13 protein-coding genes are annotated in these 13,648 nt (G+C 42.5%); all 13 read left to right on the top strand.

Translation table 11 applies throughout. The features are described 5' to 3' along the window. Positions 1-3: 3 nt before the first annotated feature. The 13 genes from EKQ44_RS12280 (at position 4) to fabG (ending at position 13,286) form a co-directional block, all read left to right on the top strand. Positions 4-927 (top strand): aminoglycoside phosphotransferase family protein, encoded by a 924-nt coding sequence (locus EKQ44_RS12280; RefSeq protein ID WP_237663862.1) that lies wholly within the window; start codon positions 4-6, stop codon positions 925-927. A 128-nt stretch (positions 928-1,055) separates the two neighbouring features. After that, positions 1,056-1,661: a TVP38/TMEM64 family protein gene (locus tag EKQ44_RS12275; RefSeq protein ID WP_237663861.1), complete on the top strand. Its 606-nt coding sequence runs from the start codon at positions 1,056-1,058 to the stop codon at positions 1,659-1,661. Positions 1,662-1,820: 159 nt separating this feature from the next. Beyond that, on the top strand, positions 1,821-2,345 hold the full coding sequence (lepB, locus tag EKQ44_RS12270) for a signal peptidase I (protein WP_237664074.1): 525 nt from the start codon (positions 1,821-1,823) through the stop codon (positions 2,343-2,345). A 100-nt stretch (positions 2,346-2,445) separates the two neighbouring features. Beyond that, on the top strand, positions 2,446-5,664 hold the full coding sequence (locus tag EKQ44_RS12265; protein WP_237663860.1) for a BTAD domain-containing putative transcriptional regulator: 3,219 nt from the start codon (positions 2,446-2,448) through the stop codon (positions 5,662-5,664). 115 nt (positions 5,665-5,779) lie between these two features. Beyond that, positions 5,780-7,003, top strand: a complete 1,224-nt coding sequence (locus EKQ44_RS12260; RefSeq protein WP_237663859.1) for a substrate-binding domain-containing protein — start codon at positions 5,780-5,782, stop codon at positions 7,001-7,003. Between the two features lie 79 nt (positions 7,004-7,082). Continuing rightward, entirely contained in the window at positions 7,083-7,850 is a 768-nt protein-coding gene (locus tag EKQ44_RS12255) for an ABC transporter ATP-binding protein (RefSeq protein ID WP_237663858.1), read from the top strand. Continuing rightward, the gene (locus tag EKQ44_RS12250; protein ID WP_237664073.1) at positions 7,834-8,541 is read left to right on the top strand and encodes an ABC transporter ATP-binding protein; all 708 of its coding nucleotides are present in this window, start codon (positions 7,834-7,836) and stop codon (positions 8,539-8,541) included. Before EKQ44_RS12255 ends, EKQ44_RS12250 begins: the two co-directional genes overlap by 17 nt. Positions 8,542-8,556: 15 nt before the next feature. Next, positions 8,557-9,417 carry a branched-chain amino acid ABC transporter permease gene (locus EKQ44_RS12245; RefSeq protein ID WP_237663857.1) on the top strand — a complete coding sequence of 287 codons (861 nt, stop codon included), beginning with the start codon at positions 8,557-8,559 and terminating at the stop codon, positions 9,415-9,417. A 4-nt stretch (positions 9,418-9,421) separates the two neighbouring features. After that, positions 9,422-10,420 (top strand): branched-chain amino acid ABC transporter permease, encoded by a 999-nt coding sequence (locus EKQ44_RS12240; RefSeq protein WP_237663856.1) that lies wholly within the window; start codon positions 9,422-9,424, stop codon positions 10,418-10,420. Between the two features lie 14 nt (positions 10,421-10,434). After that, positions 10,435-10,611, top strand: a complete 177-nt coding sequence (locus EKQ44_RS12235; protein WP_237663855.1) for a hypothetical protein — start codon at positions 10,435-10,437, stop codon at positions 10,609-10,611. A gap of 4 nt (positions 10,612-10,615) precedes the next feature. Next, on the top strand, positions 10,616-11,629 hold the full coding sequence (locus EKQ44_RS12230; protein WP_237663854.1) for a 3-oxoacyl-ACP synthase: 1,014 nt from the start codon (positions 10,616-10,618) through the stop codon (positions 11,627-11,629). Between the two features lie 14 nt (positions 11,630-11,643). Continuing rightward, the gene (gene phaZ, locus EKQ44_RS12225; protein WP_237663853.1) at positions 11,644-12,552 is read left to right on the top strand and encodes an intracellular short-chain-length polyhydroxyalkanoate depolymerase; all 909 of its coding nucleotides are present in this window, start codon (positions 11,644-11,646) and stop codon (positions 12,550-12,552) included. Continuing rightward, the gene (gene fabG / locus EKQ44_RS12220) at positions 12,549-13,286 is read left to right on the top strand and encodes a 3-oxoacyl-ACP reductase FabG (RefSeq protein WP_237663852.1); all 738 of its coding nucleotides are present in this window, start codon (positions 12,549-12,551) and stop codon (positions 13,284-13,286) included. The genes phaZ and fabG overlap by 4 nt, the downstream gene beginning before the upstream one ends. Positions 13,287-13,648: the final 362 nt, after the last annotated feature.

The following is a 13,648-nucleotide window of genomic DNA, read 5'->3' as shown; positions in this document are numbered from 1 at the left end:
ACCATGTTGAATTTACCGAATGATTATGTTCAAACAATTAAAAACATACATAAAGGGAATGGGGAGGTCTGGCTAAAAAATTTTGACGCACTGATTGATTATTGCGAGACTAAATGGAAGTTTAAGGTCCTCCCACCTTTTGAACTCTCGTATAACTTTGTGGCTCCAGCGAAAAAGGAGGATGGTGGAGAGGTGGTCCTGAAGCTCTCTGTCCCCAATAAGGAGTTTCATTCTGAAGTGGAAGCACTAAGATATTTTGATGGAATCGGTATGGTCCGGATCATCGAGACGGAAGTAGAAAAAGGGATATTGATCTTGGAACGTCTGACTCCGGGAAACACGCTTGCAACTCACGAAGATGACATAGAAACAACGGAAATTGCTGCTGCTATCATGGGGGAATTATGGATACCGGAAACATCAGGTTTGAATCTGCCCAAAATAGAAGAAAGAGAGCGGAGCCTGCTAAATTTCCACAGGAAACATCCGAAAGGAAGAGCCCCGATTACCCAAGAACTCCTTCAAAAAGCGATACACACCTTCCGTAGTTTGCTGGAGGAGAAAAATCAGCGGTATATCCTGCATGGTGACCTACACCACTACAATATATTAAAGTCGGGATCTTCATGGCTGGCCATCGATCCTAAAGGGTTGGTAGGGGAACGGGAATACGATACGATACAATTCCTTTTAAATAAACTCCCTGAGGAAAATATCGAACCGATCCTCGCAAGAAGAATCGATATTTTAGTCGAAAGACTTCAACTAGATGAAAGGAGGATACTGGCCTGGGGCTTTGCGCATGGTGTACTTTCCACTTGCTGGTCGCTTGAGGATGGAGAAGAATACAATATCCAATTTTACAAAAGCATCTTTATATTTGAGAAATTACATATGGTAAAATACAGAAAAATCCATGGAAAATAGTGTGGTTAGGTTGCCGATGGTAAATTAATAAATAGATTGTTTTAAAATTGAAGTTATTTATTGGGGGAATAAAGGAATAACTAGTACAATAGAGAGAGAATGATTTGCACAGAAGTGGAGATAACATAATGGAATTTATCGAATATATCAAGGATTTACTGACAATGGAGAATCTACTTGAGCTTTTGGAAGAATATCAATCATTTGGTATGCTTCCTGGCTTTTTGTTGGTGGTACTGGAAGCATTCTTGCCCTTTTTACCACTGATTGTCATCGTCATGGCTAATGCTGCTGCTTTTGGACTCTGGATGGGTTTCTTGATTTCGTGGGCGGGTTCCGTGGTGGGGGCGGTGATTGTTTACTATTTTGTACATAAACTAAAGAGAAGCCGCCGAATACAGGCCTTGCTCAGAAAAGAAAAAATCAGGAAAACGATGTCCTGGATAGAACGCCATGGATTTGGTCCTATTTTCTTTTTGCTATGTTTCCCTTTTACACCATCGTTTTTAATCAACGTGGTCGCAGGACTTTCCAAGATAAAATTTTATCAATTCTTCCTTGCCCTTGTGGCTGGGAAAATGGTCATGATATTTACCATCAGCTATATTGGTTATGACCTGTTATCCTTCATAAGGGCCCCTATCAAAACGGCAATTGCAATCACCATCATGCTGGTGTTGTGGTTCATCGGGAAGAAAGTAGAGTTGCGCCTGCAGCTGTCAGGGGATAAATAAGCTCTACATAAAAGCATCAGAGTATACAAAAAGAGCCATGAATAAGATTTATTTGTAAGAATTCAGTATATTGTGATAATATTAAAGTACTAAAGTCCTATGAGATAGAAATTCGGGGGTTATGACTTGAAAGAAAAGATCACAAAACGTAAATCGACAATGAAATGGTTGATTGTCTCATTCCTTTTGGTGCTTATGGTTCGTGCGCTTTTCTTTTCTAATTATATTGTGGAAGGGCATTCCATGAATCCCACCTTGGAACAGGGAAATTTCCTCATGGTCAATAAGATGGTCTACTCCTTTACCAAGCCTGAACGTTTTGACGTAGTAGTTTTTCAACAGGAAAATGCTGAGTACAATTATGTGAAAAGAGTGATCGGCCTTCCGGGAGATCAGATAGAATATAAGCAGGATATGCTATATGTGAATGGTGAACTTGTTATGGAGCCGTTTATCCGTTCCGATCATTTAAAGGTATTCGGAGGGAATTTCACCGGAGACTTTTCCCTTGAAGAGCTTACCGGGCAAAAAGAGGTGCCAAAAGGTCATGTGTTCGTCATCGGGGATAATAGGCTCAATAGCTTGGACAGCAGGCATTTCGGTTTTGTAGAGATAGAGAATATTGTTGGTAAGGTTCATGTCCGTTATTGGCCGTTTGATGAATTTAATACAACTTTCAAGTAAAGAACAGCTTTTGTGTAGAAAAGCTGTTCTTTTTAGTGATATTGGAAGTGTAAATAATTATAATTGAATTAAGAAGATTCTGAAAAAAGGAGGCGGGTTGATGATTTCTCAAGATACCATATTGCAAACCAAAATTACGGCACCAACTGTCAAAGAGTATGTCCTTAGGAGAGCTAAGATTGCAAGAAAATTGAAAGCGGTTACCAACTTCGGTGTCACCATGGTCCACTCTGGACCTGGATATGGAAAAAGTACCATTGTGGCATCATTTGTACCTGCGTTTGATGCTATTACCTGTTGGTATACCGCAACAGAACTTGATGATGAATTAATTCCCTTTCTCAGATACGTTATCCACTCCATTCGAAATGAAAATGGTGAGTTTGGCGAAAATCTATTATATTTCCTTGATAGAATGGACAGGTATATCCGTGAGGAAGAAGTTCAAGACTTTTGTTCCTTATTCATTAATGAAATAGCCAAGATCCAAAATTCTCTCATTCTAATAATAGATGACTTTCATTTTGTCCAGAACAATACCGAAATTATTATATGGTTCCATTGGTTGCTGCATCATATCCCAAACAATCTCCATTTAATTTTAATAACTAGGCAAAGGCCTGATTGGGAAATGGTTACAGCGATGAAAGTGAAAAATGAGCTCATGGAAATAACGGAGGACGACCTTAAATTCTCCAAAGACGAAGTGGAGGTGCTTCTACAAGATGTTTATATGCTTGATGTAAACACAGAGGATATAGAACTAATTTATTCTTTGTCAGAGGGGTGGGTCATGGCATTAGGCTTATTGAGTCAGCGCCTTGTAGAGCAAGCATCCACAGATGTACTGTTCATGACTCAAGGAACATTGGAAGATTTGTTCAAATACTTGGCTACGGAAGTGTTCATGAAACAGACACCTATGGTACAGCAATTTCTAGAACAGACATCCATATTGGATGTGCTTAGCGGGGAGATATGTGATGAAGTTCTTGGAATCAATGGTTCCAATTATATGCTGCAATCCCTGACAGAACGTCACCTGTTCATCACCGTCAATGGAAAGGACAGATATCGATATCATGCCCTGTTCAAAGAATTCCTGGAAAGAAGGCTTAAAGTACAAGATTTACAATACATGCAATTGCATAAGCGCTGTGCCAAATGGTATATGAAGCAAAGGGATATTCTCCCTGCCATCGCGCACTTTGAAAAAATTAATGATTATTCCTCTATCGGAGCGCTGATTCATGAACATGGGGTTCAACTTCTGGAACAAGGACAGCTTTCCTATGTACTGGAAAAACTGCTCAAAATAAATGTCCCTACTAAAGATAGATATTATATGCTGTGGTATATTCAAGGCGAGATCCTGCGCTATCGCTGTCAATATGAAGAGTCAGAAGCAGCGTATAAGAAAGGTTTGGATGCTGCCAGGATATCTGGGGATTCACTTGTGATCATAAGGTCCCTAAAAGGAATTGCTAAAATATATTTGGATACTATCCAACCAATTAAGGCGGAGCGAGTACTATCAGAAGCGATTAAAATGCTGCAAACCTGTCCTATTGAAAAATCGGAAGAAAATCAACTTTATGCGATTATGGCAGAAAACCTTTTAAATGCTGGTCATGCAGGGAAAGCACTGGAATGGTTTGAAAAGCTGGATACAGTTTATAAACAGGAAAAGGCGGGGAACTTGGAAGCCAGGATCTTGTTGCGTTCTGGAAACTTGCAGATGGCGAAGAAACTTTTACTGAACAAGAAGAAAGGGGAGACTGATGGGGCACTGCCTCAATCACACCGAGAGACAGATCTTCTATTATCACTTGTGGAAGCATTTATCGGCAATGCAGATCAGGCAAAGGGACTTGCTGATGCAGGGATTAAACAAGGAATCAAGCTTCAAGCTCCCTTTGTGGAAGCGTGTGGCTGGATACGCCTTGGACATGCCGTACAGTTGATGGAGGTATACGATAGTGTTCTTGCAAAGGACTGTTATCAGACCGCACTGGAGATTATGGAAGAATTGAATGTTTCTCGAGGGAAGGCAGAGGCAAACATGGGGTTGTGTATTTTATATACATACCAGGGAGCCTACGAGAAAGCCGTTCTCTGCGGGGAAGAAGCATTGAAAGAAACCGAAGAGGTAAAAGACAATTGGCTCTCAGGTCTCATCTACCTCGCAATGAAAATTGCTTCCATTCAAAATACTAAGTGGGAAAGAGTAGAATTTTATGGCCTTCGTGCAAGTAAGCTTTTACGTAAGTGTGGAGACAAGTATGCAGAAATGCTTCTGAATTTATGGGAATCTATTTATCATTATGAACGCCAAGAGTGGAATGCTTTCCCCAATTCCATCAATTCATTTTTGAATTCTTTACAAACAGGAAACTATGAATTTATCCTATTTAATCGAACCACTTTTGGGCCAAGTGACCTTCAACGGTTTACGCCACTTCTAATGGAAGCGCAAAATAGGGGCATCCAGCGAGAATATGTCACATCCTTGTTAAATGAGCTTGGCTTCTCAAATGTTCAGAACCATCCTGGTTACACCTTGAAAATCCAAGCGTTGGGAAATTTCAGGGTCTGGTTGGGTCATAAGGAAGTGGATGCAAAAGACTGGCAACGTGCAAAGGCAAAAGAACTGCTGGAGTACTTCGTAACAAAAAGAAACAATCACGTAGTACGAGATGAAATTTTTGCGGCATTGTGGCCGAATGTACCGGAAAAATCCATGACAAGGGATTTTAAGGTCGCCTTGAATGCCTTGAACAATGCTTTAGAGCCTGAAAGGAAGGCAAGAACAGAGCCTTTCTTCATTCAAAGAGAAGGAAATTCGTACGGATTGAGCCCTAATAGCGGGTATATAGTAGATGCTATCGAATTTGAATCGTTTGCATCTGCAGGGCTGGAAGAACAGGATCCTGCTAAGGCACAATCATTTTTGGAAAAAGCGTTGGCTTTATATAAAGGGGACTTTCTTCCTGACCAAAAGTATGCGGATTGGTGCCTGAATGAGAGGGAACGTCTTTTAGTCTACTATTTGCGATGCAGTGAAAAGCTTGCTCAGCTTTTGGTGGCACGAAAAGAGTATGATGCCGCCATACAATGGTGCGAGAGAGTGATTGAAAAGGATCCAACATGGGAAGAGGCATATCGCCTGTTGATGTTCTGTTATTATCAAAAAAACAATCGGTCACAAGCAATGAAGTGGTTTGCTAAGTGCAAGCAGTATTTGGAAAGTGAGCTCGGTGTGGAGCCGATGTTTTCTACGAAGCAGATGTACGATATGGTATTAGGAAAAGCAAATTAAACCCCGCCAGGATGGTGGGGTTTAATTTTTCCACCTGCTTGTAACCCGTTTGTAACCGCCACCATATATGCTGATACTACAACTTTACAAATCAATGGGTTGAGGGGGAAGGTAGATGAAAAAGTGGAAGACAGGTTTTTTGCTTCTATGCATGATTTTGCTCGTTTTGGCCGGATGCAGTGACAGTAATGCTGGGACAGACGCAGACTCAAGCGGAGATGGAGGTAATAAGGTAATCAAGGTTGGTGTGCTAGCCTCTCTGACTGGAGCGCTTGAAACGTATGGAAAGCAGACAGTGCAAGGATTTGAACTTGGTCTAGAGTATGCAACAGAAGGAACCATGGAAGTGAACGGCCACAAAATTGAGTTTGTAGTGGAAGATACAGAAACCAAACCGGAAGTAGCCATTCAAAAAGCTACAAAGTTATTGGAAGATGACAAAGTGGACTTTTTAGTGGGATCTTCTAGTTCTGGAGATACTTTAGCAGTGCTTCCGCTAGCGGAAGAATATGAAAAGGTGATGCTGGTCGAGCCAGCGGTAGCAGATAGTATTACTGGAGCGGATTGGAACAAGTATATTTTCCGCACAGCACGAAACTCTTCCCAAGATGCAGTGGCCGGTGCAGCTGCAATTGCTGGTGAAGGGGTAAAAATAGCTACATTGGCACCAGACTATTCATTTGGGCATGATGGAGTTGCCGCTTTTAAAGAAGCTGCATTGGACCTTGGGGCTGAAATTGTTTTGGAAGAATACGCAGATCCGGCAGCAACCGATTTTACCTCTAATATTCAGAAAATCCTGGATGCTAAGCCTGATTATCTGTTTGTAGTATGGGCAGGTGCAAATTCACCATGGAATCAGATCTCCGATATGAAAGTTCAAGAAAGAGGAATAAAAATATCCACGGGTGCTCCAGATATTGCAGCATTATATACGATGGAGCAGTTGATAGGAATGGAAGGATTCTCGGTTTACTATCACACACTTCCAGACAATCCGGTCAATGATTGGCTGGTGGAAAAGCATAAGGAGAAATTCAATGGGGAAGTTCCGGATCTATTTACTCCTGGAGGAATGAGTGCTGCCATAGCAATTGTGGAGGCGCTGAAGAAAACAGAAGGTGATACGGATGCGGAACTAATCATTGAGACCATGGAGGGGATGAGCTTTGATACTCCAAAGGGTCAAATGACATTCCGTGCTGAAGATCATCAGGCGCTACAAACTTTATATGCTGTGCGTCTGGAGAAAGTGGATGGTTTTGATTATCCGGTTCCTGTGTTGATGAGGGAACTGACTCCTGAGGAAACAGCGCCACCAGTTCGAAATAATCAGTAAGAAGGGGGAAGGAACTTTGGGGCGCTGCTCTGAGGTTCCTTTGTCTATAAAACCCTTGAAAAAAAAGGAGGCAGTAACTTTGAATCCTATTTTAGAAACAAAGGATTTAACGATAAACTTTGGTGGGCATGTGGCAGTGGACCACGTGAATTTTTCAGTCGAACCATTTCATTTCAAGTCCATTATCGGTCCGAATGGGGCAGGAAAAACAACCTTTTTTAATTTGTTGAGTGGCCAGTTAAAGCCGACAAAGGGGGAAGTGTTCTGGAAAGGGGAGGACATTACAAAGCTCCCTCCGATGAAAAGGACGAGAAAAGGAATTGGTCGCTCCTTTCAAATAACAAATGTGTTTCCCAATCTGACCGTGTTGGAGAATGTTCGCCTGGCTGTTCAATCACAAAGAGGCGTCCGGTATAACATGTTTTATCACTTTCTTCACTTTAAGGAATTTGAAAAGCGGGCAATGGAATTGTTGAGGACGGTGCTGTTGGAGAACAAAGCCCACTCTTTAGCAAAAAATCTTGCCCATGGGGAAAAGAGAAAGCTTGAGATTGCGATGCTCCTGGCGCTGGAAACGGAAATCCTTCTCTTGGATGAGCCGACTGCAGGTATGTCAATAGAAGAGGTTCCTGCAATCTTGGAGGTTATTAAAATGATAAAAGCAAAGGGGGACCGGACCATCGTTTTGATTGAACACAAAATGGATATGATTTTGGATTTATCTGATTCTGTAACGGTATTGTTCAACGGTAGGCTGTTGGCAGACGGCACTCCTGAAGAAATTATGAATAATGAAACGGTACAGTCTGCGTATTTGGGAGGATTATATGATGACGACGCTTCTTAAAGTGGAGAAAATACAGACGTATATCGAACAGTTCCATATATTGCAAGGTGTTGGCTTTGAGGCAAAACAAGGGGAGGTCACCGTTCTTTTAGGGAGGAACGGGGCTGGTAAGACAACGACACTCAGAAGTGTCATGGGATTGAACCCTCCTCAAAAAGGATCGGTTATTTTTGATGGAGAGGATATCACCGGCCTTGCAACCTATGAAATTGCCAATAAAGGAATAGGCTATGTCCCAGAAGATCAAGGTGTCTTCGGTGAATTGACAGTGGAGGAAAATATGAAGGTCGCCATGAGAAAGAATGATGACGAAACACGGGCAAAATTGGATTGGATTCTCGATCTTTTCCCAGATTTAAAGACATATTGGAAAAAACGAGGTGGGAATTTAAGCGGTGGACAAAAGCAGATGCTGGCAATCTCCCGGGCCTATATAAATAATAGCAAGCTGTTATTAATAGATGAACCAAGTAAGGGACTTGCTCCAATCATGGTGGAAAAAGTGATGAACTCCATCCAAGAGATGAAAAAAGAAACGACCATCATCTTGGTAGAGCAGAATTTTTACATGGCCAGTACAATCGGGGACTGCTTTTATATATTGGACGACGGTAGGACGGTACATCATGGCCTCATGCATGAACTGAAGGAGGATGAGGAACTAAAGAGAAATTATCTTGGAATTGCATAATAGGAGGGGCGATACGTGGAAGTAATTGTGAATCTGACAGTTAACGGATTGGCAACGGGAATGCTGATATTCTTGCTTGCTGCTGGTCTAACATTGATATTTGGTCTAATGGATGTTCTGAACTTTGCTCATGGAGGGCTATTTGCCTGGGGCGCCTTCTCCGGAATATGGGTGTACACGGCAACAGGCAGCTTTATGATTGGAATAATTGCTGCAATAGGAACTGGACTTATTTTAGGCTTGGCGTTAGAGCGTTATATCATTCAACCTGTCTATGGAAACCATGTACAGCAGATCCTGATTACGTTAGGGGTCATGCTTGTGTTAAGTGAGATGATCAAAGTGGTATTCGGCCCCAATCAGCTCAGCGCGAGAACCCCTTCTTATTTGAGCGGGAGTTGGGAGTTTGGGGATATCATCATCATTAAATACCGTGTGTTCATCATTGTAATAGGTGCACTTGTATTTGGAGTCATTTTCTATATTTTAAGAAACACGAAAATAGGTCTTATCGTTCGTGCGGGTGTTATTAATAAGGAGATGGTGCAGGCTCTGGGCATTAATATAAAAAGGGTGTTCATGCTTGTGTTCATGGCGGGAGCGGCAATGGCCGCACTCGGGGGGATGCTGCTTGGACCATATTCTGGAGTCATCTATGCAGAGATGGGACTTGAATTTGGGATATTGGCATTCATTGTGGTGGTCATCGGCGGAATGGGAAGTATTACAGGTTCGGTCCTTGCAGCCATCTTGGTAGGAATAAGTGGATCATTTATGGCATATTTCGTACCAGACTTAGCTCTGGCAGTCAACATGCTGCTGATGACCATAGTCTTGATCTTCCGTCCTCAAGGTCTATTTGGAGTAAAGGGGTGAGCGCATGAACAGATATATGACAAAATCCAATACGGTGTATTTCATTATTTTCCTGATGCTTCTTGCCCTCCCTTTTGTCACGGACTCTCGTACTCTTTTAATCATGTTCACCCAAATCTTCCTTTTTGCCATTTTTGCAATGAGCTATGATATCTTGCTCGGTTATACAGGGATCGTTTCTTTTGGTCATGCCATGTTCTTCGGTATCGGTGCCTACTCAACAGGAATCATGCTGAAGCAATATGATAGTACCATTCCCATGCTTCTGCTGGCAGTATTAGTGGGTGCCATCATTGCAGGGATTGTCAGTTATATCGTTGGCATGCTTTCCCTCCGATTGAAAAGTCATTTTTATGCGATGTTAACACTAGCTTTTTCAGGGCTTTTCTTGGTGTTGGCGGAAAAATGGAGAACACTAACCTTTGGGAACGATGGATTTACTTTCAGTATCCCGGATCCTTTAAGAGACAGATTGAATTTATATTTGATCGCATTGATTCTTATGATGATGATCTTTCTTTTATTAAGGAGATTTACACATTCCCCAGTAGGGAAGGTCCTCCAAGCGATAAGGGAAAATGAGGACCGGACAGAATCGCTCGGATATCATGTATTGCATTATAAAGTAATAGCCAGTGTGGTGGCAGGGATCCTTGCAAGTTTTGCAGGCAGTCTTTATGTTTTGACTCTAAGATTTGTCAATACCTCCGTCTTTGCGGTGGATGTCACGCTTGATGCTTTGTTGATGACCATCATTGGAGGTGTAGGCACGTTGGTGGGTGCCATTATTGGAGCAGGATTGATAGAGTTTGCGCACCACTGGTTGACAGACCTTGCGAAGGTGCATTGGATATTTGAACGCTGGATCATTTTCTTTGGGATCCTCTATATCGTGGTGGTGATGTTTTTCCCGCAAGGTATTGTAGGTACCGTGAAAATGTGGTGGGTTAGAAAAAAAGGAACGCAAATCACGGGTCAAAACGAAAAGGATATTTCAGGGTGAGAGGAGGAGAAGGAATGGTCAGTCAGCCTCACGTAGCATCCTTTATTGTTCGTTGCACAAGTTTATTGGATGCGGGACAACCGACTCCGGTATGGAGAATAACAGTCAGCCATGTGCAAGGAGAAGAGGAAATTACCGTAACTTCCTTTGAAAAAGTAAGTGAATATATGAAAGAAAAACTAAGTGGGTGAGGTCATGACAAACATCGGAATTGTCAGTGTCGGCACATTTATTCCAGAAAAATTCATGACCAGCAAGGAGATTGCCGAAAAATCTGGAATACCTATAGAGGTGGTGGAAGCAAAACTTGGTATAAAATCCAAGCCTGTGGCCTCTTATGAGGATCATACCTGTGAAATGGGTATAAAAGCTGCACAAATTGCCTTGAAAAAAGGGGATGTTGCTCCGGAAGAAATAGACCTGATCATCTATATCGGAGAAGAGCATAAGGAATATCCTTTATGGACGGCAGCCCTTTATATGCAAAAACACCTTGGGGCGGTAAATGCAGTGGGGTTTGATATGGCATTGCGTTGCGGAACCACGATAATGGGGATGAAGCTGGCAAAGGACATGATGGTAGCGGATGAATCCATTAGGACCGTCTTGCTTGCAGGTGGTTATCGCAATGAAGATTTTATTGATTATACAAACCCCCGCACCCGTTTCATGTATAACCTTGGAGCGGGAGGGGGTGCCATCCTTCTAAAAAAAGACTATGGGAGGAATACGGTATTGTCTTCCCATCTTATTACGGACGGTTCCTTTTCGGAAGATGTTGTCGTGGTTGCCGGTGGAACGAAATACCCCATTTCAGCAGAAGCTTTGGAATTAAAGAGAAATAAGCTGGATGTACTCGATCCTGAAGGGATGAAATCAAGACTAGAAGAAAAATCAATGAATAACTTCCTGAAAGTGATAAGAGAGTCATTATCAAAAAGCGGCTATACCCAAGAAGATGTGGATTATCTCGGAATTCTCCATATGAAAAAATCGGCCCATGATTATGTGCTTCAGGAACTTGGCTTGAGGGAACATCAATCTATCTATCTAGAAAACTATGGCCACATCGGGCAAATTGATCAGATTCTTTCTCTAGAGCTTGCTTTGCAGCAAGGCAGAATTAAAGGTGGCGACATAATTGTACTTGTGAGTGCAGGTATAGGCTATGCGTGGGGAGCCACGACTATTCAATGGGGGAAACCTTAAAGGAGGTTTTTTTAATGATCGTACAAAAGCAAGTGAAACTGCCGAATGGCGAGACTTATGGCTATAGGGAACGTGAAGGTCCCGGGAAAACCATCGTCCTCATCCATGGAAATATGACTTCTTCCAAGCATTGGGACCTCCTGATGGAAAACATAGATTCTTCTTTTCACCTTGTCGCAGTGGATATGAGGGGGTTCGGTGAATCCACTTATAACGAGAAAATATATTCCATCAAGGACTTGGCGACTGACATGAAACTGTTAGTGAACGAGTTGGGGCTATCAGGCTTTACAATTGTAGGTTGGTCTACTGGTGGGGCTGTGGCCATGCAGTTCGTTTCCGATCATCCGGGATATGCGGAAAAACTTATTTTGCTTGCTTCCGCATCCACAAGAGGATATCCGATGTACGAGACCGATGAAAGCGGTCAACCGGATTTTGCAAAAAGATTATCAAACTATGACCAGGTATTGGAAGACAAGACAAGGACCATCACCATTTCCAAGGCTTATGAATCACGGAATAAGGATGTACTAAGAATGATTTGGGACTATGCCATTTACCATGATAATAAACCGGAAGCCGTTCGTTATGAAGCATATTTGGAAGATATGTTGACACAACGTAACTATCCAGAAATATTGCATGCACTTAATACATTCAACATCAGTACCCAACATAATGGATTGAAAGAAGGTACTGGGGAAGCAAAAAATATCCATATCCCTGTACTCGTTTTGGCAGGAGAAAAAGACCTTGTCATATCAGAACAGATGGCGATCGAAATAATGGAGGATCTTGGCGAAGTGGCAACGCTTGTTACATTGAAAGGGTGCGGACACTCTGCACAAGTAGATGATCTACCACAGTTATTGCAAGCGATTACATCATTCGTATTCAAACAGGAGGAACAGTACAAATGAGATTAGAGGGGAAAATTGCTATCATTACCGGTGCGGCTAATGGACTTGGTTTGGAAGCTGCACGACTATTTCTAAAAGAGGGGGCAAAGGTGGCCCTTGTGGATTATGATGCATCAATAGGAGAACAAAGGACGGCAGAACTGCAAGCGGAAGGAGAGGCGTCATTCTATCAAGTGGATGTAGCCAATCAGGAAAAGGTTGTGGAGATGGTCTCCATGGTAAAAGAAAGATTTGGCAAGATTGATATATTAGTAAACAATGCAGGCATTACAAAAGATAACATGCTTTTGAAAATGACCGGAGAAGACTTTCAAAAGGTGATGGATGTCAATGTCAACGGTGTCTTTAATTGTACGCAGGCAGTGGTCCCGCATATGCTGGAAAATGGAAAAGGGAAAATTATTAACACATCTTCGGTGAGTGGTGTTTATGGTAATGTCGGTCAGACGAATTACGCCGCGTCCAAAGCAGCAGTGGTGGGAATGACAAAATCATGGGCAAAGGAATTTGGTAGGAAGAATATTAATGTCAATGCCGTAGCCCCGGGATTTGTGGATACGAATATGGTAGCCACCGTTCCAGAAAAGGTGATCCAAGGATTACTTCAGGTCATTCCGATGCAGCGACTTGGAAAACCAAGTGACGTTGCGAATGCGTATCTGTATTTGGCATCAGATGAATCGGACTATGTGAATGGGACGGTGCTCCATGTGGATGGCGGCATCATGATGTGAAAACTTAAAACCTTCTACAGACTAGGGGCCGATGTCGGTACCTAGTTTCAGCTTGAAGACAAAGTACATTTCATGGTAATTTTCAAGTTGATCGTAGTGGAAGGCGCGAAGACTCCTCGAAAATGCTATCGCATTTTCTTCGTGCGATGTATCGCTGTCGTAGCCTTCCTTGTCCTGCGGGAGGAAGGGACAGGGGAGACCCCGCAGGGCGAAGCAAGGCCACTGAAAAAGTAATGAATGTTAATAATCTGGTTAACACCGCTGTTAATCTTCGCAAACGGCTTCGCTTTCCGCGGGGCGACCTTGAGCCTCCTCGAGCTGCGCCCTGCGGGGTCTCAAGATTGTCGCTATCCCCCCGCAGG

This window comes from Sutcliffiella horikoshii (assembly GCF_021991925.1).
In the GTDB taxonomy this organism is placed as follows: Bacteria; Bacillota; Bacilli; order Bacillales; family Bacillaceae_I; genus Sutcliffiella_A; species Sutcliffiella_A horikoshii_F.
The sequence above is the reverse complement of the archived record's forward strand: the minus strand, read 5'-3'. Positions and strand labels throughout refer to the sequence as shown.